This is a genomic window from Streptomyces guryensis, from assembly GCF_021261325.1.
Lineage (GTDB): Bacteria > Actinomycetota > Actinomycetes > Streptomycetales > Streptomycetaceae > Streptomyces > Streptomyces guryensis.
This window is the reverse complement of sequence record NZ_JAJSBI010000003.1, coordinates 256,256-280,377: the sequence shown is the minus strand read 5'-3', so window position 1 is coordinate 280,377 and position 24,122 is coordinate 256,256. Positions and strand designations below refer to the sequence as shown.

The following is a 24,122-nucleotide window of genomic DNA, read 5'->3' as shown; positions in this document are numbered from 1 at the left end:
GTTCACAGGCCGTACTCCCGCACCACCCGCCGTACCTGCGCGAACAGCATGCCCACGTTGACCGACTTGCGGCAGACGACGACGGCGACGACGTCCTGCTGCTCGTTCATGCGCACGAACAGATGCGTGAGGTTGTCGCTGTTGACCAGGATCTCCTGGAAGAAGTGGTTGTCGCTCTGGATCCCGCGGCGCTCCTTGAAGACGTCCTCGATCATCGCGACCGTGCGTCCCTGGAACAGGTCGAGGGTCGCGCCGGCCAGCAGGTCCAGGACCTCGGGCGGGTGGTTGTCGACGGTCTCGTACGAGAGCAGCATGCCGGTGGACATGTCGACGACGCCCGAGGCGACACAGTCGGGGGCATCGGTGCGGAGGGACTTGACCAGGCCCATCACCTGGTCGGAGAAACCTGGGGTCATACGCTTCGTCGCCATCCCTTCAGACTCCTTCAGCTGTCTTGTTCTGGTGCGTGAGGATCGAACCGATGCGGTCCAGGGCGGGCCCGCTCGCCCGGTGCAGGCGGTCCACGTCCATGCCCTCGTCGCCCAGCACCACCATCAGGGCGGTGTCGCCGACCGCGTAGAAGGCGGCGCAGCCGTGGCTGCCGTACGTCACGGTCTGGCGCAAAGTGCCGCGGGCGGTCGCCTGGGCGGTGCGGCGGGCGAGGCCGAGTCCGGCCGCGGCGAGGGCGGCGAGACCTTCGGGGTCGATGGAGTCGGCGGTGTCGGCCGCGATCAGCAATCCGTCCGCCGCCGCGACCGCGGTGTCGGTGATTCCGGTCACCTGCTCCCGCAGGCCGCGCATTTCGAGCGCCAGAGCTTCGCGATCCATATGATCAACTCCCCTATTTCTCTTGGTATTTGCGGTACTGAGCGGCTGCTGGGCCGGCTCATTTCGGGGTTCCGTTCCGCAGGCGGAAGAAGCCGCCAGGTCTGCGGCGGGGCAGGTCGACGGGTGTCTGCGGCTGCGGCGGGGGTGGCGGGGTGCGGTGGCGGATCCCGTCGGGAGCTGTCCGGACCGGGATCGGCGTGAGTACGGCGGGGCACTCCAGGAGCCCCTCGGCGAGCATGCGCGCCACCTCGACGGTGACGGTGTAGACGCCACGCCCGGCACGGAAGGCGAGGTCACGGGCTGTACGGCGGCCGTCGGCGTGGTCGAGCAGCGCCCGTTGCAGCGCGGTGAGCGGGCCGTCGGACCGCCGGGCGGGGACGGGCCGTTCACGGTCGGGGTGGACGGGGCGGGGCAGGGCCGCGAGGGCGGCGAGTTTGCGGGCCGCGTCCTCCAGGAGCCGGGCGGGCGGCTCGCCCACGGCGACCGGAGCGGGCGGTTCGGCGCCGTCCACGGCGCGCTCGCAGCCGTCGACGCGGCCCGCGACGATGGCGAACGCCGCGTCCTGCAGCGCCATCACGCACACCACGGTGAGCTGGGCGGCACCGGCGTACCCGTGGGCGATCAGCCCGGCAGCGGGCCAGCGCGCGCCCCCGGCCTCCCGGACCAGCCCGGCCCACTGTTCACCGTTCACCCGCCCGGACCGCAGCAGCAGCGTCTCGGGCCCCGGCGCGCCGGGCGACTCGGCGGCCACGACGAGCCCGTCCCTGAGGTGCAGGGCGCCGCCGGGCGCCCCGGACACACGCAGGACACCGGTCCACCCGTCACGCCCGCAGGCGGCGAGGGCCCGCGTCAGCAGGTCGTAGCCCGACATCACGCGGAAGGTGTATCAGTCCGAACGCATATTCCGGACGCAGATTTCCGACCTGTTCCCAGGTGACGGAAGTTGAGCCCCGGGATCGTTCAAATCGCTTTGTTCGGTGCGCATTTGATCGAGCGGTGCGCTTGTTTCAGGGGCTGTCGCTGGGGGCCGCGCCCTCAGGACCCCCTTCGGCCTGAACGACCGCGTCCTCGGACGCCGGACGGGCCGGATGGGCGTAGGAACGCAGATAACCGACGACCGTGTTCGACACCGCCACCAGCGGTACGGCGACCACCGCGCCGCCGATCCCGGCCACCATCCCGCCCGCGGCGACCGACAGGACCACCGCGAGGGGGTGGACGCGGACCGCGCGGCCGAGGATGAACGGCTGCAGGATGTGGCCCTCGATCTGCTGGACCGCGAGGACCACGAGGAGCGTCATCACCGCCGTGAACACGCCCTGGGTGACCAGCGCGACGACGACCGCCAGCGCGCCGGAGGCCACCGCGCCGACGAGCGGGATGAAGGAGAACAGGAAGATGAAGACGGCCAGCGGGACGGCCATGGGGACGTTGAGGAAGTAGATGCCCAGGCCGATGAAGATGGCGTCGATCAGGGCCACCAGCACCGTGCCGCGCACATAGGCGGTCAGCGTGCGCCAGGCCCGCGGGCCCGCGCCCGCGACACCGGGGCGGGCCGCCGCCGGGACCAGCTTCAGCGTCCACTCCCAGATGCGCCGGCCGTCGTAGAGGAGGAAGAGGGTCGAGAAGAAGGTCAGCAGGATGCCGGTGAGTGCCTCGACGACGACCTGGACGCCTTCCAGTCCGAAGGACGTGATCTGGTCGGTGTTCGCGCCGACCGCCTCGCGCAGGTTCTTGGCGATCTGGTTGATCTGCTTGTCGGTGACGTGGAAGGGGCTCTTCAGCAGCCAGTTGCGCAGGTCGTCGATGCCGTTCTGGATCTGGTTGGAGAGGTTGTCGATGTTCTCCATGATCTGCCAGGTCACGAACCAGCCGATCAGTCCCAGGACGACGAAGCCGAGGATCGCGGTGAGGGCCGTGGCGGGGCCGCGCGGCACGCCATAGCCCTTGAGGCGGGCCACCGTCGGCTGCAGCAGCGCGGTGATGAGCAGGGCGACGACGAAGGCGAAGACGACGAGCTGTACGGCGCTGATGATCCGCATCAGCACCCAGACCGTGCCCGCGAGCACCAGCAGCCGCCAGCCGGCCTCGGCGGCGACGCGCACGCTCCACGGCACGGCCTGCGCCGGGTCCGGGCGGACGGCGGGCGGGGGCGGCGGCAATTCGGCCGTGTGGTCCGGGGGCGGCGGAGGGTTCGCGGTGTTCTTGCGGGACGGACCCGGCGCGTCGTCCCCGGCGGTCTCGCGTTCCACCTCGGCGCGGCGCTCGTCCAACCGTTCACTCACCTCGGTCAGGCCGGCGCCGATACGGCCGAGCCACCCTGGCACTCGCGACATGATCCGTCCTCTTCCCCCGCGTCCCCGGGTGTTCCACACCACTCCCCCCTGGAGTCGTCGCATCGACCGTACAGGGCAACAGCCCCTCCCCCTATGACGGGGAGGGGCTGCACAAGGTTGAGAGGCGAGACCGTGGGTCTCGGCGGCTCCGCGCCGGGCCTAGTACCAGTGGTTCGCGGCCCAGAACGACTGCGCCTCGCACGGGCTGCCGTAGCGGCTGTTCATGTAGTTCAGGCCCCACTTGATCTGCGTGGCCGGGTTGGTCTGCCAGTCGGAGCCCGCCGAGGAGTACTTCGAGGCGGGCAGCGCCTGGAAGAGGCCGTAGGCGCCGGAAGAGGCGTTGACCGCGTGGTAGTTCCAGCTGGACTCGTGGTCCACGATGTAGCTGAAGCACTGGAACTGGCCGCTCGGCACCATCTGCCGGGCCATCGCCTGGATCTCGGCGGTGGAGTACGAGCTCTGGATCGGGAAGTCACCGGCGCTGCTGCGGCTGGCCTTCTCCTTGGCGTCGGCGCGCTCCTTGGCCTCCTTGGCTGCCTTTTCCGCCGCTGCCTTCTTGGCGATGGCGGTGTCGGCGGCAGCCTTGCGGGCGGCCTCCTCGGCGTCCTTCTTGGCGCTCGCGTCGGCCTGGATCGCCTGGGCGTCGGCCTGCTGCGTCAGGGAGGCGGTCTGGACGTGGGCCTGCTGGCCCGCGGGTATGTCCGCCAGGAGCGTCGCGTCGCTTGCCGTCGCCTCGGCGTCGTTGGGCACGGCGGTGCTGCCCGAGGCAACTCCGACAACGCTTCCGACGGCGGTGACCGCGGTGGCCGAGGCCACTGCGAATCCCCGGACCGAAATCCGGCTCACACGGTTTCCTTCCAGCATCGCCCGCTTCGGTGACCCTGGCGGACGCAATCTTGCCCCTGGCTCTGGCCTCCCAACTACGGGGTCACGGGAGGCGCTGACCCGGTGGGCAACTCCCGCGAGGGAGCGCCGCATGGTGCTCGGGCGGCATACGACGACGCTGTGGAGTTAGGGGTGGTGCTTCTGTGGTGCCGTACCGCTGGGGGTACAGATGTGTCGTATGCGGGGCCTGACAGGAGTGAGACTCTGCCGCACCTGGACGCCGGGTGGCAATTCCGAGTTGCGTGTGAAAGCTCACATCCCGTTTGACCCCAGGGATTTTGAGAAACAGCAACACGCGAAGGCGCCGCCCCGCTAGGCTCACGGCCTTTGCGGAACGGCGCCAACTGGCCTCTGTGCGGCCCCAATTGCCTCAGACTTGGCGGTCTGCCTCAGATCTGTCCGTCTTCCAGCATTTCGGTCACAAGCGCCGCGATCTGGGACCTCTCGGACCTGGTCAGCGTCACATGCGCGAAGAGCGGATGCCCCTTCAGCTTCTCGACCACGGCGACGACACCGTCGTAGCGACCGACGCGCAGGTTGTCCCTCTGTGCCACGTCATGGGTGAGAACCACCCGTGAATTGGCGCCGATTCGGGACAGAACGGTCAGCAGTACATTCCGTTCCAGTGACTGCGCCTCGTCCACGATCACGAACGCGTCGTGCAGCGAGCGCCCGCGGATGTGGGTGAGCGGCAGGACCTCCAGCATCCCGCGCGCGGTGACCTCCTCGATGACCTCGCGGCTGGTGACCGCGGACAGCGTGTCGAAGACCGCCTGCGCCCAGGGGCTCATCTTCTCGGCCTCGGAGCCGGGCAGATAGCCGAGTTCCTGCCCGCCGACCGCGTACAGCGGCCGGAAGACCATCACCTTCTGGTGCTGGCGCCGCTCCAGCACCGCCTCCAGGCCCGCGCACAGCGCCAGCGCCGACTTGCCGGTGCCGGCCCGGCCGCCCATGGACAGGATCCCGACGTCCGGGTCGAGGAGCAGATCGAGCGCGATCCGCTGCTCCGCGCTCCTCCCCTTGATGCCGAAGGCCTCCCGGTCGCCGCGGACGAGGCGGATGTTGCCCTCGGCGGTGACCCGGCCGAGCGCCTTGCCGCGCTCCGACTGGATGGTCAGCCCCGTGTGCACGGGCAGGTCGGACGCTTCGGGCGCGTACACATGCCCTTCCTCGAAGAGGATGTCCACCTGCTCGCCGGACAGGGTCAGTTCGGACATTCCGGTCCAGCCGGAGGAGTCCGTGATGGCGAGTTCCGCGCGGTACTCCTCGGCGAGGAGACCGACGGACGAGGCCTTGATCCTGAGCGGCAGGTCCTTCGACACGACGGTGACGTCGAACCCCTCGGCCTGCAGATTGCGGGCGACCGCGAGGATACGGGAGTCGTTGTCCCCCAGGCGGTAGCCGCTGGGCAGCACGCTGGGGTCCGAGTGATTGAGCTCGACACGGACGGTGCCGCCGAGTTCGCCGATCGGGATGGGGGCGTCGAGGCGACCGTGCCGGACCCGGAAGTCGTCCAGCAGGCGCAGCGCCTGCCGGGCGAAGTAGCCGAGTTCGGGATGGTGCCGCTTGGCCTCCAGTTCCGTGACCACGACGATCGGGAGCACCACTTCGTGCTCCTCGAAACGGGTCAGGGCGCTCGGGTCGGCCAGCAGAACGCTGGTGTCGAGAACATAGGTGCGCCGGTCTGGCTTGTGGCGCTTTGTGCTGGTCACCACGGAAGGACGTACCCCCTCGGATGAGGTCGGGGAGCGACGGAGTGGAGCTGGACCGGTCGACGGCCACGATGCACGGGCCGAAAACCGGCCCTCCGCCTGTTCTTCCGTGCTGGAACCGCACGGTCGGGCTGGTGCAAAGGGCCTCCCGGGCGGACGGCCCCGTGCCGCCCGCTGAGATCCGACACCCGTGGTTCGGGCATCGACCTGACTGGCTTATGCCCTCGAACACGCGGTGCCATGCCGACGCGTATGACGGCGCCCTGGTGAACTCCTTGTTACGTGCGCCCCAAGCGCATGGTCCCGACGCCCGTCAGCCGCCGTAACGCCGGTGGCGCGCCGCGTAGTCACGCAGGGCGCGCAGGAAGTCGACCTTGCGGAAGGCCGGCCAGAAGACCTCACAGAAGTAGTACTCGGAGTGCGCGGTCTGCCAGAGCATGAATCCGGACAACCTCTGCTCACCGCTGGTACGGATCACCAGGTCGGGGTCGGGCTGGGCGCCGGTGTAGAGGTGGCGGCCGATCATGTCGACGTCGACGGCCTCGGCGAGGTCCTCCATCGAGGTGCCCTTGTCCTGGGCGTCGAGGAGCATCGAGCGCACCGCGTCGGCGATCTCCTGGCGACCGCCGTACCCGATGGCGACGTTGACCAGTATTCCGTCGATGCCCGCGGTGGCCTCCTCGGCCTCCTTCAGGGTGGTCTGCATCTGCGGCGGGAGCAGGTCGGGGGTGCCGACGTGGTGCACCCGCCAGCGGCCGTCGCCGGCGAGGGTCCTCACGACGTCCTCGATGATGCCGAGGAGCGGGCCGAGCTCGTCCTGGGGCCGGTCGAAGTTGTCCGTCGAGAGCAGCCAGAGGGTGACGACCTCGACGTCCGTCTCGCTGCACCAGCCGAGGAACTCCTCGATCTTCTCGGCACCGGCTCGGTGGCCGTGCACGGTGGAGGAGCCCGCGGCCTTCGCCCAGCGTCGGTTGCCGTCCATGATGACGCCGATGTGCTTGGGCACCTGAGCGTGGTCCAGGTGGCCTTCCACCCGGCGTGCGTACAGCCTGACCAGCAGGCCGCGCAGCTTGTCGCGCAGGTTCACGTGATTGTCAGCCCCTCCGTACGGATCGGACAGGCGCGGCCCAGGAGTGTGGAGGGCGATCCTGTCCGTATGGCGGTCCCCGGACGCGAAGCCTACCCCCGGCTCCGCCACGGCTCCCCCAAGGGGCGGTTGGGCGCACAGAAAACGGGCCGGTCCGTGGGGGGGAGACGGACCGGCCCGAGGGGGGGTTTCCACCATAACCCTTTGTAAGTGCCGCTGGGTGCATCGGCGTGCCACAACTACTCTCCGAATTCGAACGGCGACGCGCCGATGCCCACGGAGAGGCACTTTCATGGCCGACTCATGGCCGGATCACAGCCGATTCCCAGGGAAATCGGGTGGATAGCGGAGTGATCCGGCGGTTTTGCCACACCTTGGGCCCCACTCGGCGAGTTGCCCCCGCATCCCCCAGCCGGGTGACCCGACCCGCGAACGCCGATTTGACGCGAATACGGCACCGCGCAGCCCCCTCCACCGCGCGGTGCCGCCGCGCCGCTTTGCTCACGCGAATTGCATTGGTCTGAACTTACGTGACGCATGGGGCCGGAATCGACTCGAGGGGATAACGATGTGAGAACCACCCGCGTCAGCACCCGTCAGCCCCGCCGGCCCCGGAACGGCGATCCAGGACAGGAGCCGCGATCTAGGCCAGAAACCGTCCTCATTCAGTCCTACGGTCGTCCCATGACCCTGAGGATCAGCTGGAACGAGGCGAGCGCGCGCCGACTGGAACGGCAGTTCCTGGCCACCCCCGCCGACCGGGGCACGGCGGTCGCCGATGTCGTCGACGCGATGCTCGCCGCCCATGCGCAGGTGCTGTCCGCCGCCGAGGTGTCGGTGGGGGTGCGGGCGGCCGGGACGACCCGGGCCGAGGTGCGCGCCGCGCTGTGGGACGAGCAGGCGCTGGTGAAGACGCACGGCCCGCGCGGGACCGTACATCTGCTGCCCGCGCGCGAGCTGCCCCTCTGGTGCTCGGCGCTGCCCGCCGTACCGTCGGCCGCGAGCCGGTCCGCACCGGACGTGCGGGTCACCGAGGAGCAGGCACGGCAGATCGTGGCCGCCATCGGGGAGGCCCTGGAAGGCACGTGCCTGACCGTCGACGAGCTGGGCGAGGAGGTCGTCGCACGCACCGGTTCCTGGGCCGGCGACCGGGTGATGCCCGCCTTCCAGGACCTGTGGCCGCGCTGGCGGCAGGTGCTGCACCGGGCCGGCCAGTCCGGCGCCCTCTGCTTCGGACCGAACCGGGGCCGCAAGGTGACGTACACCCGCCCGCCGCACTTCACGCCGCTGCCGCCGGACGAGGCGGTGCGCGAGCTCGCACGCCGTTACCTGCGCGCCTACGGCCCGGCGACGCCGCAGAACTTCGCCAGGTGGCTGGCGGCGCCCGGGGGTTGGGCCGTCAGGCTGTTCGGCACGCTCGCCGGGGCGGGGGAGATCGAGGAGGTCGTCTTCGAGGGGGCGACGGGGTGCTGGGTCGTGGCGGGCGACACGGAGTTCCCGCTGGGGCGGGTGCGCGGGGTCCGGCTGCTGCCGTACTTCGACGCGTACGGCATCGCCGCACAGCCGCGGGAGTTGCTGTTCCCGGGGGCCGCGTACCGACGTGCGCTGGCGGGCGGCCAGGCGGGCAACTATCCGGTGCTGCTGGTGGACGGCGTGGTGGCGGGGGTATGGCACCAGCGGCGCCGTGGACGTCGTACGACCGTCACCGTGGAGCCGCTCGGGCGGCTGACGGCGCGGCAGGAGCGGGAGGTGGGCGAGCAGGCGGAGCGGGTGGGTGAAGTGCTGCAGGCACAGGCCGAGTTGGTGGTGGGCGAGGTCGTGTCGGGCGCGCACGCGTAGGGCTCACCGGTGGTGCGGCTTGCGGGCCTCGACGAGGTGACGGGTGCTGTAAGCGACGAACGGACCGTCGGCCTCGATCTTTTCGTGCAGCGTGCGGAGCCGGTCGTCGTACGCCTCGGCCGTGAAGTCCGGGACCATCCAGATCACCTTGCGGAGGAAGTGGACGACGGCTGCGATGTCGTGGAACTCGATACGGAGCCGCTCGGCGCGCAGGTCGACGATCTCCAGGCCGGCGGCCTCGGCGCCGGCGCGTTCGCGGTCCGGGTGGCGGGTGCTGCGGGACGGGCCGGGCTGGGGGCCCAGGAAGTACTCGACGAGTTCGAAGACGCTGTTCGGGCCGACGTGCTGGGCGAAGTACGTGCCGCCGGGCTCCAGGACGCGGGCGATCTCCGTCCAGTGCGGGGTCACCGGGTGCCGGCTGCTGACGAGGTCGAAGGCGCCGTCCGCGAAGGGCAGCGGCGCGTCCTCGGGCACGGCGACGACCACCGTGCCGCGGGGGCGGAGCAGGGCGGTGGCCTTGGCGACGTTCGGCGGCCAGCCCTCGGTCACGGCGGTGACCAGCGGTGCCTTCTCGGCCCGGCCGAGCGCGAAGTGCAGGACCTCGCCTCCGCCGGTCTGGACGTCCAGCGCGGCGGTGGCCCCGGCGAGGCGGTCGGCGAGCGAGACGGCGTAACCCCATGACGGCCGCTGCTCCGTGGCGCGGCCCTCGAACCAGGAGAAGTCCCAGCCGTCGGTGGGGACGGTGGTGCCTTCGGCGAGGAGGGCCTCGAAGCGGCGGTTTTCCCTGCGGGGCATGAGTGATCTGTCCTGTCGGAGGTCTTGGGTCAGCTGCGGCGCCTTCGTGGCTGGTCGCGCCCGCGTGGCGGAGCCGCATATCGATGCAGCCCCGCGCCCCTTTCGGGGCGCGGCTCGGTCACGGGACCAGCGGTCTGACCTCTTGCGCCGCGAAGCGTACGAAGTCCTCGGGGTCGGGCTCGTCGGCCGTCGGCTGCAGGATCACGCTGTCGGCGCCTGCGTCCGCGAGGCGTTGTACGGCCTTGGCGACGGCACCGGCGTCTCCGGCGACCCCGACGTCGGGGACGGACTCCAGCCCCTCGTCGACGAGTTCGGCCCGGAGCCGGGCGGCGGCGTCGGGGCCGGTGGCGGTGAGGAGGTACACCACCACCTGGTGCGGATCGGTGCGCCCGGCCGTCTCCCGCCCCTCGTCGATGAGCCGACGGGCCCGCCGTACGCCGTCCGCCGTGGTCGACGCGGTGAGGACCGTGCCGTCGGCCGCCTCCCCGGCCAGCCGCAGCGAGCGCGGCCCGGTGGCACCGGCGAGCACGGGCACGGGTCCGGCGGGCGGCCAGTCGAGCGCGACGTCGTCGAGCCGGACGTACCGGCCCTCGGCCGTCACCCGCTCACCGCCCAGCAGGGCCCGCAGCGCGACAAGGTGCTCACCCAGCAGCGTGACGGGCGACTCGACCCGCGCCCCCACCTGCCCCATCCAGTCCTGCACCCCGTGCCCGACTGCGACGACCGGGCGCCCCGGGAACATCCGGTGCAGCGCGGCGGCCTCCATGGCGGTGATCGCGACGTTGCGCAGCGGCACGGGCAGCAGCCCGACGCCCACCCGCAGTCGCTCCGTCCAGGCGAGGGCGGCAGCGGCGGTGGAGATCCCACCCTCCCGGAAGCAGTCCTCCCAGAGCCAGAGTTCCTCGAGACCGCTCTCGTCCGCGAGGCGGGCGACGTCCCGAAGGCGCTCGGGGGGCAGTTGGGGTCGGAACACAGCGCCGAGTCCAGTCATGGCTTCTTCCTACCGGGGCGGGAACGAAACGGACAACTCCTTTATGCACCATCGCCGTTGGTGCCCGGCTCGTAGTACTCGTCGACGAGCCCGAGCCGCAGGAACTCCCCACCGAGCCCGAGATCCCCGCCCGACCGCTCCTTGAGCGCCCTGACCTCCTCGGGTACGACGTCCCGGACGACGGTGGTGTTCCACTCGGCGTGCTGGAGCGTCCGCGAGTACACGACCTTCGCCATCGGCCACCTCGCCCTGAGCTGTTCCCGGGCTGTCCCTCAGCGGTCGTCGCTGCTCACCGTACGCGGGGACCGGTCGTCCGCGCGGTGCCCCGCGCGGTCAGGCCGTCGCGAATGCGCCCAGCAGCAGCCCGGTGAACGCCCCGCCGATCATGAACGGGCCGAACGGAATGACCGACTTGCGGCCCGCGCGGCGTGCGACGACCGTGCCGAGGCCGTAGACCGAGCCGTAGAGAAGACCCGCGAAGGCCCCCGTCAGCAGGATCTGCCAGCCGTACCAGCCGAGGGCCGTGCCCAGGGCGAGGGCCAGCTTCACATCGCCGAAGCCCATGCCGGACGGGTTGACCAGGAAGAGGAGGAGATAGGCAGCGCCCAGGGCCAGGCCGCCGAGGAGGGCCGTGGGCCAGGAGCCCGTGGCGGAGGGGAGGGCGGCGGCGATACCCAGGAGCGCGGCGGTCGCAGCGGCCAGCGGCAGCGTAAGGACGTCGGGGAGGCGGTGCACCCGGTGGTCGACGAGGGTCAGCAGAACCGCCACGGGGGTGAGGAGCACCCAGACGGCCGTCTCGGGGTGGGGGCCGGCTGCGGCGGCAAGGACCGTACAGGTGAGGGCCGTCGTGGTGACGACGGCGACGGTGCTCGGACCGTACGGGCCGCACAGCCCTGTCCCCTCCGTCCCTGCCATTTCCCCGCCCTGTCGGCAGTCCGCTTCCCAGCCCTGTCGGCAGTCCGCTCTGCCGAGCCAGCCGGCGAAGGTGCCCGTGATCCGGTGTCCTGCCGGGCAGCGGTCGCTCCACGGCTGACCCGGGTCGACCGAGAAGCGGTGGGCCGCGCGGGGCACGAGCAGGCCCGCTCCCGTGCCCCACAGGGCCGCCACGAGGGTGAGGAGTGTGCGCACGGCGGGACCTTATGCCCGGCGCGGGCCCGGCGGCATGGGTCTCCGGGCCCATGCGGGGCCTACTCCCGTGCGCGGTGGAGCCGATACGTTCGGGACGGCCAGGAGACGGTGGCGGCGGTGGGAGGTGGCCTCGGGATGGGGCGGCAATGGCGGGACGGGCAGGGCAGGCTGATCGTGCGTACGGGGGGTGGGGCGGGCGCTGTCGCCGTTCCGCTGGAGGTCGCCACCTCCTACCGTGCCCGCACCAAAGGGCTGTTGGGGCGGGACTCGGTGGACGGGGCGATGCTGCTCTCCCCCGCGAACAGCGTGCACACCTTCCGGATGCGCATTCCCATCGACGTCGCCTACCTCGACCGCGACCTGACCGTGATCGCCGTACACACCATGAAGCCCTGGCGGTTGGGGCTGCCCAGGCTCCGCTCGCGGCATGTGCTGGAGTCGGCGGCCGGGGCGATGCAGGGGTGGGGGGTCAGGGTGGGGGTGCGGGTGGAGGTGGCGGTGGACGCCTGATTGAAGGGCCCGTGGGCCCGAATCCGCGCCCCGTCAGAACGTGCCGTCCGCTAGAGACGTGTCGCGGTACGGACGAGGCCGGCGACGGCCCGGGAGCGGCTGTGCGGTGGCCAGGCGATGACCGTAGTGACCGTCGGAGCGTCCAGGACCGGCACGGCGACGAGATCGTCGCGCAGTTGGGCCCGGCACGACTCCGGCGCGATCCAGCAGGCGCGGCCGAGCGCGATCAGCTGGAGCAACTGCGCATGGTCCCGGGCCTGCGGACCGGGACCGTCGGGGTACTTGCCGTCCCGGCCGGGCCAGCGCGGCATCGGCAGGTCGGGCAACCCGGTGACTTCCGCCATGTGCACGTGGGGCCGGCCGGTGAGAGGGTGCCCGGCCGGCAGGATCGCGACCTGTCGCTCCGTGCAGAGTTCTTCGGTGTCGAGCCCTGCCGTCGCGTCGAACGGCAGGTGCAGCAGAGCCACGTCGGCCCGGCCGTCGCGCAGCAGTCGTTCCTGCTCGCCGATTCCGCACAGGAGCACCTCGATGGTGACCGCGTCGGGTTCGGCGGCGTAGCTGTCGAGCAGTTTCGCCAGCAGTTCGCTGGACGCGCCGGCCTTCGAGGCTAGGACCGCGCCGGCCCGGCCGCTCGCGGCGAGCGCGGCGCGGCGGGTGCGACGCTCGGCGGCCTCGACCGCGTCCAGTGCGGCGCGGGCCTCCCGCAGGAGCACCGCTCCGGCCTCGGTCAGGCTGACCGTGCGGCTGGTGCGTTCCAGGAGCACCGCTCCGAGGCGCCGTTCGAGTTGGCTGATCGTCCGCGACAGCGGGGGCTGCGCGATCCCGAGCCGCTGTGCGGCCCTGCCGAAGTGCAGCTCCTCGGCGACGGCGACGAAGTACCGCAGCTCACGCGTCTCCACGGCGCCAGCGTACCGGCCCCGACCGGGATCGATACCCCTGCGGTATCGCTGGGCACCCGATCGGTGTTGGCCCGCTCCCGCCGGGCGCGGACAGGATGGGCCGTATGAGCGAACAGACGATCGCGCTGGTGACCGGCGCGAACAAGGGGATCGGGTACGAGATCGCGGCCGGGCTGGGTGCCCTCGGCTGGAGGGTCGGTGTGGCCGCCCGGAACGAGGAGCGGTGCGAGGCCGCGGTGGAGAAGCTGCATGCGGCCGGCGTCGACGCGTTCGGTGTACCGCTCGACGTGACCGACGACGCGAGCGTTGCCGCAGCCGCCGAGCTGATGGAGGAGCGCGCCGGACGACTCGACGTGCTCGTCAACAACGCCGGGATCACCGGCGGCATGCCGCAGACACCCACCACGGTCGACCCCGACACGGTGCGGGCGGCCGTGGAGACCAACGTGATCGGCGTCATCCGCGTCACCAACGCGATGCTGCCGTTGCTCCGCCGGTCGGCGTCGCCGCGGATCGTGAACATGTCCAGCAGCGTCGGCTCCCTCACCCGGCAGACCACTCCCGGCAGCGAAACGGGCCCGATCGCCGTCGCATACTCACCGTCGAAGACGTTCCTGAACGCCGTCACCGTCCAGTACGCCAGGGAGCTGCGCGACACGAACATCCTGATCAACGCCGCCTGCCCCGGTTACTGCGCGACCGACCTCAACGGCTTCCGCGGCGTACGCACCCCGGAACAGGGCGCGGCGATCGCCATCCGCCTCGCGACCCTGCCGGACGACGGCCCGACCGGTGGGTTCTTCGAGGACGCGGGGGAGGTGCCGTGGTGACGTGACCCGAACGTCCGGCTGGATCGGCGCCGCCGGGCACCGGCTCGACGGCGCTGCATGGCGGCGACGAGAACCGCGCCGAGGATGCCGCCGTTGGACCCTTCGCGTCAGCACGACGCAGCGGGTGGCTGCCTACGAGGCGAGGAAGCCATATGCTCCCGCCTCCGGCATGAGAGACCCCCAGCTCAGGTGCTCAGGCCGAGGGACTCAACTCAAGGCGCATGCGGACGTAGTTCGCGTCAGCCGGACCGGGCCGGTGGTGCCCGTCGGGCTTCCATCCGTGCCGGGTGTAGAAGGCGTGGGCCCGGCTGTTGCGCTCCCACGCTTCGAGCACGCCGGTCGTCAGGGACGCATCGCGAAGCCCCTGCACGAATGCCGCGTGCAGCCGGCTGCCGATCCCCTGTCCCCAACTCCCGGGGCGCACGTGGATCTGGTAGAGCTGGCCGGCAGTTGCGGCGTCCACGTCAGGATCCAGGGGCGGGCCCATCGCCAGGATGCCTACGGCCTCGCCTCCGCTCGCTGCGCACAGCACCGTGGTGGTGTCGTTCTCGAGGGCGCGCATCCACATCTCCCGCCGCCTGGAGCGTGCCTCAGGAGAGGTGAGCTCCGGCTCCGAGAACCCGCCTGCCTGGTAGTACGCGGTGCGTGCCTGGGTGTGCAGGTCGGTGATCCGGTCCAGGTCGTCGAGGCTCGCAGTTCGCAGCAGAATCCGGGAAGTCGTCACGATCGGACGACGTGGCCGGCCCGACTCATGGTTCCGCCGGAGCGCGTTGCCACCGGGGCCGCCCGGCGACAACGCAACATACCGGCAGTCCGTCAGCGATTCAGGTCCATGACTCCGACGCCGAGCCCCGAATAGGCCTCCGGCGCGACCGTGGCCACCACCGCACCCTCAGGGAGAGTCGGGTTCGGCCGCGCGGAATGTACGGCTGCCGCAACGCCGAAGCCGACGCCGTCCCGACACAGCTCGGCCACGGTCACCGCCATTGCGTAGTCGTCATCGATGACGCGAAGCACGTCCAGCAGCACCCCCGCGTGAGCGACGATCCCCGCGCGCTCGCGCTCAGCCTCCAGCAGACACAGGACCGGCACCCACAGGTAGACGTCATCGCTGGCCGCCGCCGCATGGATGAGACCGGAGACCTGCTTGTTGCCGCCCATTGCCTGCAGCGTGGCGCTGTCAAGGACATAGTGCTCGGCGAAGTTCAACGCGCCGACTCCTCCGCCTCTGCGTGCGCGGCCCGATGAGCGGCGGTGGCTTCTCGCATCTTGCGTCGCATTTCCGCGGACTCCTCGTCCGTCACGTAATGCCCGAACCGTTCGGCAAGCAGAGCACGGGTACGGTCGGCCCGCTCCTTGATCTGCTCCGGAGTCAGCGTCTGAGCAGCTATCTCCTGCATGAGGGCACGGAGACTGGTCCCCCTCGCCTCCGCCACGGCGGCGAGCTGGTCACGGACTTCTGCAGGTACGCGGATCATGACATCGGACACGCCGGGAGTATACGTCGCGTATACGCCTAGCGTCGAGACGCCCTCACCCTCTCTGCTCGTGAGTCAGCGTCCTGCTCAGTAACGGAGCTCTTGTACTGGAAGCCGTCTTCCGCCGGGTGAACCCGACTTCATCGCCCATCTGCGGCACGCGTGGGGAAAGTACCGGTGTCGATCTTCACCCGCTCCCCGGTGGCCAGTGTGAAACCGACCGGCTGCCCGTACGGGATCTCGATGACCCGCCCATACCCCGAGGCGTGCGGCTCCGACATCAGCGTGACCGTCTGCTTGAACGGGTCGGCGATCATGTAGAAGTCGACCCCGAAACGCCCGTACTTCCGGACGTTCCGCACGTAGTCCTTCTCGTCCTCCGGCTCGGACGGGACCTCGACCACCGCCAGCACGTCGATGCACGAGTAGCTGTTCTTCCGCCGCTCGGCGTCGAATCCGATGATCGTCAGGTCCGGCGCGGCGTCGTTCTCGCCGGGAAACGTGATGAGTACGTCGCCGAAGACCCGCTCACGAGCGATGCCCGCGGCCGAGACCGCACTCTCGACATCCCTGACGGTCCAGTGCCGCTCCGGACTCTGCGGGGTCATGATCACCCTTCCGCCGAAGACCTCGACCTTGAAGCCCTCGGGGATACCGCCCCGCTCGATCAGGTCGCTCATGATGGACACGGCCGTTCACCTCCTACCGGCATTATGGGTGGCCGGGCACGAGCCGCCCGTCCCCTTCCTCCACGGGACGAAAAGCCAGTGGCTGTCACCGCTCGCCCTCCCCGGTCAGGGGATGACAGTCGCAGCCGCACCGGCTTTCCAGCAGCAGCCCCGGACTGTGCGGGAGCACCACGTCCCGCAGCTGACGGCAGGCGCCGTGTACGTCCTCGTATCCGGGCCGCCCTGCCAGGGCGCACTCCGCCGACAGCACAGTCGCGTCCGCCGTACTGCGCGCCGTCACCGTTCACCCCCTGCTCGGGCTGACACGTCCGACGGCGGGAAGTACGAGGCGCACGCCCGACAGGCGTACACGGTGAAACCGGGCCCCGAGTTCTGGTGCACCACGCACACCACTACCGGGTTTTCGGTGGTCACCTGGCAGCGCACGCACATCCGTACGGGCGGTCGCGTCCCTGCCTGCCGCGCGGTGGTCGGACCCGGCTCCCGCTCTGCGCCCGGGTCTCGCGTCCCCATCACGCCGCCCTCTCCGCGCCGACCACGTGCCGGTCGAGGTCGATACCGAAGTCCGCCGCCAGGACCAGGGTGATCCGGCGCCGCCGGGCACACTCCCGCTCGTGGTCCCGTTCGGCCGCCAGCACGTATGGGCGGATCGGGGCGGTCGCTCGGCCGTCGAGAGGTACGGGCAGGCCGTACGGGGAGCGGTGAGTGGGAAGCGGCACGGATGTGGGGCGGGGCGGCTTCGCGGCTCGGGCGGGGGCCGGTGCGGCGGGGCGTCCGGTCGCTCGGCGGGTCCCGGTGCCGGGCGCGAGCACGCCCAGGATCCAGCGGGCCATCGCGTGGATAATGCTCACTGTCGTCAACCTCCATGGGGTTGGTGGCCAATGCCCCCGGACCGGTCGGACGGTCGCGGGGGTTCTTGCGTGAGCCAACGATAGCGTGACGCAGCTTGATGCATCTAGCTATAGCTAGAGCTGGAGATGCCGAGCATGGCACACCTACCTATGTTCGAGACATGTCTCTTGACCCCGAATCCGGCCGACCGCTCTACATGCAGCTCGCCGACGTGATCGATTCCAGGATCCGCAGCGGGGAATACGCTCCTGACCGCATGATTCCCGCATCACTCCGGCTCGCCGAGGAATACGGCATCGCCCATATGACCGTGCGCCGCGCCATGCGGGAGCTACGAGAGCGCGGCCTGATCTACACCGTGTCCGGTAAGGGGTCCTACGTGGTCCCCAAGCTGCCGACCGGTACCTCCGAAGCCGACGCAGCCGAGATCGACAAGGCCGACGGTTGACGGGACAACCGGGTCCGTCACTCGCACGCAACAGGGTGCGGCAAGCTCAGTTCGTTCCCGTATCTCGTGTGGTCTGCGTCAGTTACGGCTCTCACTCCGCGGGAACGTGACCTCGACCCTGCGGTTCTTCCTGCGGCCCGCCTCCGTCGAGTTGTCCGCGATCGGGTACTGCTCGCCGTAGCCGCGTACCTCGAAGGTGATGTTCGGGTCGTTCAGCTCCTGGTCCAGGACGTCCTGTACGGCGTTGGCGCGCTGCCGGGAGAGGACGTCACCGTGGGCGGAAGAGCCCAGGTTGTCCGTGAAGCCGAAGACGCGGACCTTCGTCGCGTTCTGCTTCTTGATCTCCTCCGCGATCCCGGCGATACGGGACTTCGCCTCGTCGCTCAGCTTCGCGCTGTCCTTGCTGAACAGGACCTCGGCCTGGAGGGCGAACTTGACGTCGGAGTTGGTGTCCTCACGGCGTTCGTCGCCGCTCTGGTCCTCTACGACGGACTTGATGTCGAGGACTTTGGGGGCGGCGAGGGTGGCGCCCTCGGGGAGTTTGAGGTCGGGGTCGTTGGGGTCGACCTTGACCGGGGCCGAGGCCGATGGTTCGGTGCCGGGCGGGATGCTCGGGGTGTCGTCGGCGCGGGCGGTCACGGCGCCGACGAGGTTGGTGGCGACCATGAGGGAGGCGGCGGTGATGACCAAGGCCAGTCGCGGCGCCCCCGCTCGCGGTGAAGTGTGGGTCATTGTGCGCCTCACCCGGAGATCTCGATCGAGGCGGAAGCGAACGTCGGCAGCTGGAAGGTGACTTGGGTGGTGCTGGTCGGCGGTGCCGGGAACTGCATGAACACGGCCATCGATTCGCCCGCCTTGAGCGAGGTGAAGCCCGTCGTCGTAAGGGGCCGCCCTTCCGTGTCACGCAGCACGTAGTAGCGCTTCTTGCTCTGGCTGTCGACGAGAGTTGCCCCGCCGAACGACATTCCGTTCCGGATGATCTCGGTCTCGTTGCCCCGCACTGCTGCGGGCACCGTGACCCTCTGAGCACCATCGTTCTTCAGGGTGCCGCTCACAGTGACGAAGCCGCCGGAATCTCGCTGGGCAGAGGTGATCTGCAGAAGCAGCCCCTCCGAGCCCTTCAATTCGGCCAAGGGCGTGTCCGATTGCCCCTGCTGAGCGCTCGGCTGAGATCCGCTGTTGTGAGAAGCGGAGGCCGACGACTCCGGCTTCTTGCCGTCGTCTCCGCCTCCGCCGCAGCCGGCCACACCGACGGCCAGTCCCGCCGCAACGGTCAACGCGACCATCCCCCTGCGGGCCTTCGTTGTGAACCGAATGCTCATGCCTCTGCTTCCTTCGTCACTCGTCGTTCGCTTGTCAGTCGGCCAGATGGACGTCGAAGAGGTCCTTGGGCTCTGGTAGACCAGCAGGGTCGTCCGGTTTCAGAACCCAATTCCTGTCCTTACAGGTGAGCCCCGGCAAAACAGCATCCCCGGCGTGCTCACCGGGGAGGTCGAACGTGCAGAGTGGCTCGATCACGGCCTTGGCGGATGCCGTGGAGTGCTTGTTCTCCGTACCAGGGACGATCGACTCTCCGACGGACTTGTCCGTCTTGACCTGGACCGTGTAGCTCAGGTTCGACAGTTGCCCGTCGCAACCGAGCATCTGCGCGTCGTTCTGCGCCGCAAGCTGGTCCGCACGCGGACAGCCGTCGAGAACCGCCGCTCGTCCGTCAAGGATGTCCTGCCACTTCGTGGGGTCGCGTACGACGTCCAGCCACTGTCCTGCGAGTGTGTCCCGGGTGTCCTGCGCCGCCGCGAGAGCAGCCGCGTCGGCTGCCGTCTGGGCCCCGTTCCGATTTGCCGCGGCCTGGCCGACCGCAAGGTACGCGAACGCGAGAAAGAGCAGGCCCGCCACCACTGTGATGTAGATGGGGAAAGCCTGCCCTGCGTCGTCGTACCTACGAGGCAACTTCATCCATTGCCGATGACCTGGTTGATCTTGTCCGTGATCGCGGTGTAGATCGTGTTGCCGATGTCCGTCCCCGTAATGGCCAACACGATCGCCACAACCACCGCGATGATCCCCAGATACTCCACCGCCGTCTGCCCCTTGTCGTTGCGGGCGGCGCGGGTCTGCAGGTAGGCGACAGTGGTGTTGATCCAGTTGCTCATGGTGTTCCCCTCCGGGTCGGATCTCCGTGCCGCTCTCGGCACGAGAACCGTACGGTGCAACACCCCTCCCGTTGAAGGGCCCCAGGGCCCAATCAAGGGCCCAGAGCATGGTCCGGCCACGACCTCGTGGCTTCCCGTTCCCCCCTGCCGTCACCTCTGGTCACCCCACCCCTCGGCCTGAACCGGGCGCGGTGCCGAGCCACTTGGCGGCCGCCTCCGAGCGGCTGGTGCTGTGGAGTTTCGCGAAGATGCGGTTGATGTGGTTCTTGACCGTCTTCTCGCTGATGAAGCAGGTGGCGGCGATCTGCTGGTTGTTCATTCCGGACGCGATGAGGTCCATGATCTCCGCCTCCCTCGTGCTCAGTTGGAACCTTGCTCTGTCGGGAGCAGCCGCAGCACGGCCACTCGACCACCCAGACGACGACTGTCCCATATGCGGTTGCATCTGCGAAAGGTTTTTTGAAGAAATAGTGGAGGTCGGAGTGGGAGGTGCAGCTAAGTCTGCTGGTGGGATGGGATTTTGAGTAGGCGAATGCGAATGTGCTGGGTGCTCATCATCGTATGCAGTTGCACTACCCAGACCCTCTGGAAGCGGCGGGCCTCCTTGCCCCTGGCGCAGCTGCTCCAGCAGAGCCCCCGCCGCTGTCGGGGTGAAGTGGGCCCTGCCCTCCTTGATGCCCCATACCGCCGCGACCAGTTGGTCCGCCGTGAACTCGCCGTGGACCAGGTAGCCGCCGGCGCCCCGGCGCAGGGCCTCCTCGACGATCTCCGACTCCCTGCTGTACGTCAGCATGACGACCGGCGCGATCCGCACCAGGTACGGGAGCGCCGAGATGCCGTCCACCCCGGGCATGCGCACGTCCAGGAGGACGATGTCCGGGTGGTGCTGCAGGGCCGCTTCGTAGGCCTGGCGGCCGTCGGCCGCTTCCGCCACCACGGTGATGTCGGCGCGGCCGGAGAGGAGAGCCGTCAGGCCCGCTCGGACGACGGGGTTGTCGTCCGCCACCACGACCTTGAGCGGCGCGGGCGGCGGGGATGCCTCGAACGGGTTGTGGGGTGGCGTCTGTTGGGGACCTGGGTGGGGAGTCGTGGGGTCCGGCATCGGGCGGCCTCCTCTCTCGTCTTTTCGTCTGGTCGTGTGTGGGGGGATGGGTGCGGAGGCGATGTCTACGTCGTCAGCGCCGCCAGCGGGAGTTCCAGGCAGACCTCCGTGCCGTTGGGGTGGGCGCCGCGGCCGATGCTGATGTGGGCGCCGACGGTCGCCGCCCGTTCGACCATGCCGACCAGGCCGAAGTGGCCTGCCCGGCGTAGTTGTTCGAGGGTGGTGCCGGGGGGCAGGCCGCGGCCGTCGTCCTGGACGGTGATGCGGAGGATGCCGCCGTGGACGCCTGCGCGGACGTCCACCCGGGTCGGGGCGGCGTGGCGGTGGGCGTTCTCCATGGCCTCCGAGGCGATGGTGAGGAGCTGGCGGGCGACTGCGGGCGGGACGGGCGGGACGGAGTCGTCGCCGGTGAGGCGGTACGCGGCCGGGACGCCGGTGCGGCTGCTGAAGTCCCTTGTGCAGGCGGCCAGTTCGACCAGTACGTCGGTGGCGTGGTCCGGGTCGGATTCGCGGCGCAGGTCGGCCAGGAGCTCGCGGGACTCGGCGGCGGCCCGGCGGGCCGAGCGGGCGACCAGTTCGGCTTGTTGTTTGACGAGCTTCGCGTCCAGGTGGGGGCTGCCCGCCGAGCCCGCCAGGGCGTCCGCGGCCAGCGCCACGCCGTGGAGGGTCTTCGCCACGGAATCGTGCATCTCCCTTGCCAGGCGCGCCCGTTCGGCGCCGATCGCCTCCGTCACCGCCAGGCGGGCCTGCACGGTGGTCAGGGCCTGGGTCGCTGCGCCGAAGCGGAACATGAGGTTGCGCAGGGCCGAGCCGACCGCGCCCGCGATCACACAGAGTCCGGGCAGGAGCAGGGTCTCCGCGGGGCCGGTGTGCAGGTGCTCCTTCGACGCCGCGTGCACGAAGAGGAGGATCAGGGACTGGAGGGACGCGAAGACCGCGGCACCTCGCCAGCCGTAGACGATGCCGGCCAGGAGCGGGGTGCAGACGCTGACGTAGGCGAGGGTGGTGTCCGGGCCCGCGGAGACGAGGAGCAGGGAGCCGAAGAGCATGTCCAGGGCGAGGAGCGTGGGGTGCCGTAGGAGCAGGGGGCCGAAGCGCTCCCAGTCCCTGAAGAGGACGTAGGAGCCCATGAAGGTGACCACGACCGCCGCGCCCACGAGGCGGGTGGCCAGGCCCGGTGCGGCGTTGAGGAGGGCGGCGGGAGCGGCCAGCGCGATCATGGCGAGGCGGAAGCCGAACACCTGCCTGCACATGGCCTGGAGGGCGTTGACCTGGAGGGGGATGGTGATGTCGCCGGGCGCGGGTTCCGGTGCGGGTGCCTGTGCGGGTGCCCCTGCGGGTGCGTGGGTGGGTGCGTGGGTGGGCGCCCGGCCTTCGGACGGGCTCGGGTTCCCAGCCGCACCACCCGTACTGCTTTCCTCGTCGAGTGCGAGTGGCCCCTGTGGGGGTTGACCGCCATCGGCGACTACCGGTCTCCGGGTGTGCGGTTGCGCGGGCAGGGCAGGCAGAGGGGCGTGGGGCGGCAGGGCCGTGCCCGCCGGTGGGGTCGTGATCGCCGGGGACTTCCGGCGTCGTCGTAGCAGCCGCGTGCGTCCCTCGCGTTCCTCTGTCGTCGCCATGGCTCTCGTCCGTCCCTCGCGTTCCTCTGTCGTCGCCATGGCTCTCGTCCGTCCCCCGTCCCTACTTGCCCGTGAGCGAGCCGAAGTCGGTGCCGGAGCCGAGGATCAGGCCGGCGCCGAGGAGGATCATCGTGGCCGGGACCATGAAGGTGGTGATCATCATGGTGGCCTTGGGGACCGCGCGGGCCGCCTTGCGCCGGGCGTTCTGTGCGTCCGTGCGGCGCATGTCCTTCGCCAGGGCCACGAGTGTGTCGACGATCGGGGCGCCCAGTTCCTCCCCCTGCTGCAGCGCCGACACGAACATCGCGACCTGTTCGGAGTCGTTGCGGCGACGCAGTTCCGCGAAGGCCTGGCGGCGGCTCATGCCGAGGTCCATCTGGCGCAGGGTGATGCGCAGTTCGTCCGCCCAGGGGCCCTCGTACTTCGAGGCCACCCGGTCCAGTGCCTGACGGAAGCCGAGGCCCGCGCTCACCACGACCGCGAGCACGTCGAGGAAGTCCGGCAGCGTGCGCTCGATGACGTCCTTGCGGATGCGGATCGCCGACCAGATGCCGACCTCCGTCCAGAAGGCGCCGAAGGCGAACAGGACGACGGCCAGGATGAAGTTGCCCTTCATCAGGAACACCAGGCCGCCCACGGCGCCCAGGAAGCCGTAGACCGCCCGGCGGGCCGCATAGCGGTCGATGGTCAGGCCGCCGGGGTTGCCCGCGAGGTCGATCTTGCGGCGGTACCTGGAGACCAGCTTCGGGCCCATCAGGCGCAGGACCGCGGGCGCGTACCGCATGCCGAGGCGGTCGATGAGCGAGTCGACCGCGCCGGTGCGGGTCGAGCCCACCTCCAGGGCGAGCAGCAGGTCGCCGGGCAGCTTGACGTCCGCGCGGTACATGCGGATGCCGGCGAAGATGCCCCAGACGCTGAGGCCCATCACCAGTGCCAGCAGAAGTCCCAGTCCCATGGCCGTCCTCCCTCCAGAGTTCTCGGAACGCTCGGGCGTCTCAGACGTCGATGCGGGACAGGCGGCGGATGAGGATGAATCCGACCGCGTAGAGCGCGAAGGCGATGATCACCGCGGCCTGGCCGACGGGGGAGCCCGTCATCCGGTCCAGGGCGCCGTGCTTGACGCCGTTCATCAGGAACAGGGAGCCCACGCCGAGCACCGGCACGGCGTACGACGTCATGTTGACCTGGGAGAGCTGGGTGCGGACCTCACGTCGCGTCTCCTTCCGCTCCTCCAGCGTGTCCGTGAGGTTGCGCAGGGCGGTGACCACCTGGCCCCCCGCCCGGTTCGACAGCACCAGCGTCGTCACGAGTACGACCAGCTCGCGCGAGGGCAACCGCTCGGCCAGCTCGCCCAGGGCGTCGTCCATGGACGCGCCGAGCGCCAACTGGTTGGCGACCTTGGCGAGTTCCTCACCCGCGGGCGCCTCCAGCTCCTCCGCCGCCATCCCGATCGCGGTGCGCAGCGCCAGACCGGCCTGGGTGGCGTTGGCCATGATCCGGGCCAGCTCCGGCAGCTGGTTGATGAACTTCTCGATCCGCTTCTGCCGCTGCCAGTTCAGGAACTGCAGCGCCAACCAGATGCCCAGCAGCCCGGCCAGCGGTCCGAAGAAGGGCGCCAGGGACGCCTGGCCGATCAGCCACAGGCCCGCCACCGTCGCCAGCATGTAGACGAAGAACTCGCCCGGCGTGATGTCCAGGCCCGTCGCCGCCAGCCGCAGTTCCAGCTTCTTGCCGAGTCCCGTACGGCGCAGGCGGCGGTCCAGGTTGCGGAAGCGCCGCCGACGGCCGCCCACCGGTATCTGCCCGGCGGCAGAGAGGCGGTCGACCAGTGCCTGGCGCTGGGCCTTGCCGGTGGCGTAGGAGTGCAGGCCCATGACCGCCAGGACGCAGGTCAGCAGGGTGATGCCGGTGGTGAGCAGGACTAGGGTGTGCAGATCCATC

29 protein-coding genes and 1 pseudogene are annotated in these 24,122 nt (G+C 70.1%); 4 read left to right on the top strand and 26 right to left on the bottom strand.

Going from position 1 to position 24,122, the window contains the following annotated elements; translation table 11 throughout:
* Positions 1-2: 2 nt before the first annotated feature.
* The 7 genes from LJ657_RS08225 to LJ657_RS08195 form a co-directional block, all read right to left on the bottom strand.
* Positions 3-431, bottom strand: coding sequence for a hypothetical protein (locus LJ657_RS08225; protein WP_232647726.1), 429 nt, complete (start codon positions 429-431; stop codon positions 3-5).
* Between the two features lie 4 nt (positions 432-435).
* Entirely contained in the window at positions 436-828 is a 393-nt protein-coding gene (locus LJ657_RS08220) for a roadblock/LC7 domain-containing protein (RefSeq protein ID WP_232647725.1), read from the bottom strand.
* A 58-nt stretch (positions 829-886) separates the two neighbouring features.
* Positions 887-1,699, bottom strand: a complete 813-nt coding sequence (locus LJ657_RS08215) for a MarR family transcriptional regulator (protein WP_232647724.1) — start codon at positions 1,697-1,699, stop codon at positions 887-889.
* A gap of 136 nt (positions 1,700-1,835) precedes the next feature.
* Positions 1,836-3,164 carry an AI-2E family transporter gene (locus tag LJ657_RS08210; RefSeq protein ID WP_232647723.1) on the bottom strand — a complete coding sequence of 443 codons (1,329 nt, stop codon included), beginning with the start codon at positions 3,162-3,164 and terminating at the stop codon, positions 1,836-1,838.
* Positions 3,165-3,323: 159 nt separating this feature from the next.
* The gene (locus LJ657_RS08205) at positions 3,324-4,010 is read right to left on the bottom strand and encodes an aggregation-promoting factor C-terminal-like domain-containing protein (RefSeq protein WP_232647722.1); all 687 of its coding nucleotides are present in this window, start codon (positions 4,008-4,010) and stop codon (positions 3,324-3,326) included.
* A 428-nt stretch (positions 4,011-4,438) separates the two neighbouring features.
* Positions 4,439-5,764, bottom strand: coding sequence for an RNA 5'-3' helicase PhoH2 (gene phoH2 / locus LJ657_RS08200; protein WP_232647721.1), 1,326 nt, complete (start codon positions 5,762-5,764; stop codon positions 4,439-4,441).
* 310 nt (positions 5,765-6,074) lie between these two features.
* On the bottom strand, positions 6,075-6,848 hold the full coding sequence (locus tag LJ657_RS08195; RefSeq protein WP_232647720.1) for an isoprenyl transferase: 774 nt from the start codon (positions 6,846-6,848) through the stop codon (positions 6,075-6,077).
* A gap of 684 nt (positions 6,849-7,532) precedes the next feature.
* Between LJ657_RS08195 and LJ657_RS08190 the strand changes: the two genes are divergently transcribed.
* The gene (locus LJ657_RS08190; protein ID WP_232647719.1) at positions 7,533-8,687 is read left to right on the top strand and encodes a winged helix DNA-binding domain-containing protein; all 1,155 of its coding nucleotides are present in this window, start codon (positions 7,533-7,535) and stop codon (positions 8,685-8,687) included.
* 3 nt (positions 8,688-8,690) lie between these two features.
* On the opposite strand, the gene LJ657_RS08185 is transcribed toward LJ657_RS08190, so the two are convergent.
* The 4 genes and pseudogenes from LJ657_RS08185 to LJ657_RS08170 all read right to left on the bottom strand — a co-directional run bounded on the left by LJ657_RS08185 (position 8,691) and on the right by LJ657_RS08170 (position 11,601).
* On the bottom strand, positions 8,691-9,482 hold the full coding sequence (locus tag LJ657_RS08185; RefSeq protein ID WP_232647718.1) for a class I SAM-dependent methyltransferase: 792 nt from the start codon (positions 9,480-9,482) through the stop codon (positions 8,691-8,693).
* 118 nt (positions 9,483-9,600) lie between these two features.
* Positions 9,601-10,473: an LLM class flavin-dependent oxidoreductase gene (locus tag LJ657_RS08180; RefSeq protein WP_232647717.1), complete on the bottom strand. Its 873-nt coding sequence runs from the start codon at positions 10,471-10,473 to the stop codon at positions 9,601-9,603.
* A 74-nt stretch (positions 10,474-10,547) separates the two neighbouring features.
* Positions 10,548-10,709, bottom strand: a pseudogene (locus LJ657_RS08175) (dihydrofolate reductase family protein); the annotation flags it as partial.
* Between the two features lie 97 nt (positions 10,710-10,806).
* Positions 10,807-11,601 (bottom strand): prepilin peptidase, encoded by a 795-nt coding sequence (locus LJ657_RS08170; RefSeq protein ID WP_232647716.1) that lies wholly within the window; start codon positions 11,599-11,601, stop codon positions 10,807-10,809.
* 135 nt (positions 11,602-11,736) lie between these two features.
* Between LJ657_RS08170 and LJ657_RS08165 the strand changes: the two genes are divergently transcribed.
* Entirely contained in the window at positions 11,737-12,111 is a 375-nt protein-coding gene (locus LJ657_RS08165; RefSeq protein ID WP_232647715.1) for a DUF192 domain-containing protein, read from the top strand.
* 50 nt (positions 12,112-12,161) lie between these two features.
* Here the strand turns inward: LJ657_RS08165 and LJ657_RS08160 are convergent, their stop codons facing one another.
* A complete protein-coding gene (locus LJ657_RS08160) occupies positions 12,162-13,010 on the bottom strand; it encodes a LysR family transcriptional regulator (protein ID WP_232647714.1) in 849 nt (282 codons plus the stop codon).
* Positions 13,011-13,114: 104 nt separating this feature from the next.
* Here LJ657_RS08160 and LJ657_RS08155 point away from each other — a divergent pair, with 104 nt between their 5' ends.
* On the top strand, positions 13,115-13,840 hold the full coding sequence (locus tag LJ657_RS08155) for an SDR family oxidoreductase (protein WP_232647713.1): 726 nt from the start codon (positions 13,115-13,117) through the stop codon (positions 13,838-13,840).
* A gap of 193 nt (positions 13,841-14,033) precedes the next feature.
* Here the strand turns inward: LJ657_RS08155 and LJ657_RS08150 are convergent, their stop codons facing one another.
* The 6 genes from LJ657_RS08150 to LJ657_RS08125 all read right to left on the bottom strand — a co-directional run bounded on the left by LJ657_RS08150 (position 14,034) and on the right by LJ657_RS08125 (position 16,858).
* Positions 14,034-14,564 (bottom strand): GNAT family N-acetyltransferase, encoded by a 531-nt coding sequence (locus LJ657_RS08150; protein WP_232647712.1) that lies wholly within the window; start codon positions 14,562-14,564, stop codon positions 14,034-14,036.
* Positions 14,565-14,656: 92 nt separating this feature from the next.
* Entirely contained in the window at positions 14,657-15,049 is a 393-nt protein-coding gene (locus LJ657_RS08145) for a PIN domain-containing protein (RefSeq protein ID WP_232647711.1), read from the bottom strand.
* Positions 15,046-15,330 (bottom strand): Arc family DNA-binding protein, encoded by a 285-nt coding sequence (locus LJ657_RS08140; RefSeq protein ID WP_232647710.1) that lies wholly within the window; start codon positions 15,328-15,330, stop codon positions 15,046-15,048. The genes LJ657_RS08145 and LJ657_RS08140 overlap by 4 nt, the downstream gene beginning before the upstream one ends.
* 128 nt (positions 15,331-15,458) lie before the next feature.
* Positions 15,459-15,998 (bottom strand): Uma2 family endonuclease, encoded by a 540-nt coding sequence (locus tag LJ657_RS08135; protein WP_232647972.1) that lies wholly within the window; start codon positions 15,996-15,998, stop codon positions 15,459-15,461.
* A 94-nt stretch (positions 15,999-16,092) separates the two neighbouring features.
* Positions 16,093-16,287, bottom strand: a complete 195-nt coding sequence (locus LJ657_RS08130) for a hypothetical protein (protein WP_232647709.1) — start codon at positions 16,285-16,287, stop codon at positions 16,093-16,095.
* Positions 16,288-16,519: 232 nt separating this feature from the next.
* On the bottom strand, positions 16,520-16,858 hold the full coding sequence (locus LJ657_RS08125) for a hypothetical protein (RefSeq protein ID WP_232647708.1): 339 nt from the start codon (positions 16,856-16,858) through the stop codon (positions 16,520-16,522).
* Positions 16,859-17,019: 161 nt separating this feature from the next.
* Between LJ657_RS08125 and LJ657_RS08120 the strand changes: the two genes are divergently transcribed.
* Positions 17,020-17,307, top strand: coding sequence for a GntR family transcriptional regulator (locus LJ657_RS08120; RefSeq protein ID WP_232647707.1), 288 nt, complete (start codon positions 17,020-17,022; stop codon positions 17,305-17,307).
* 78 nt (positions 17,308-17,385) lie between these two features.
* On the opposite strand, the gene LJ657_RS08115 is transcribed toward LJ657_RS08120, so the two are convergent.
* From LJ657_RS08115 to LJ657_RS08080, 8 genes are all read right to left on the bottom strand, one after another.
* Positions 17,386-18,039, bottom strand: a complete 654-nt coding sequence (locus LJ657_RS08115) for an OmpA family protein (RefSeq protein ID WP_232647706.1) — start codon at positions 18,037-18,039, stop codon at positions 17,386-17,388.
* An 8-nt stretch (positions 18,040-18,047) separates the two neighbouring features.
* Positions 18,048-18,629, bottom strand: a complete 582-nt coding sequence (locus tag LJ657_RS08110) for a hypothetical protein (protein ID WP_232647705.1) — start codon at positions 18,627-18,629, stop codon at positions 18,048-18,050.
* A 34-nt stretch (positions 18,630-18,663) separates the two neighbouring features.
* Complete coding sequence (locus LJ657_RS08105) at positions 18,664-19,263, bottom strand: pilus assembly protein TadG-related protein (protein WP_232647704.1); 600 nt, start codon at positions 19,261-19,263, stop codon at positions 18,664-18,666.
* On the bottom strand, positions 19,260-19,460 hold the full coding sequence (locus LJ657_RS08100) for a Flp family type IVb pilin (protein WP_232647703.1): 201 nt from the start codon (positions 19,458-19,460) through the stop codon (positions 19,260-19,262). Before LJ657_RS08100 ends, LJ657_RS08105 begins: the two co-directional genes overlap by 4 nt.
* A 160-nt stretch (positions 19,461-19,620) precedes the next feature.
* The gene (locus tag LJ657_RS08095; RefSeq protein WP_232647702.1) at positions 19,621-20,562 is read right to left on the bottom strand and encodes a response regulator transcription factor; all 942 of its coding nucleotides are present in this window, start codon (positions 20,560-20,562) and stop codon (positions 19,621-19,623) included.
* A gap of 65 nt (positions 20,563-20,627) precedes the next feature.
* Positions 20,628-22,181: a sensor histidine kinase gene (locus LJ657_RS08090; RefSeq protein ID WP_232647701.1), complete on the bottom strand. Its 1,554-nt coding sequence runs from the start codon at positions 22,179-22,181 to the stop codon at positions 20,628-20,630.
* A gap of 61 nt (positions 22,182-22,242) precedes the next feature.
* A complete protein-coding gene (locus LJ657_RS08085) occupies positions 22,243-23,130 on the bottom strand; it encodes a DUF5936 domain-containing protein (protein WP_232647971.1) in 888 nt (295 codons plus the stop codon).
* Positions 23,131-23,176: 46 nt separating this feature from the next.
* Entirely contained in the window at positions 23,177-24,121 is a 945-nt protein-coding gene (locus tag LJ657_RS08080) for a type II secretion system F family protein (RefSeq protein ID WP_232647700.1), read from the bottom strand.
* Between the last annotated feature and the right edge of the window lies 1 nt (position 24,122).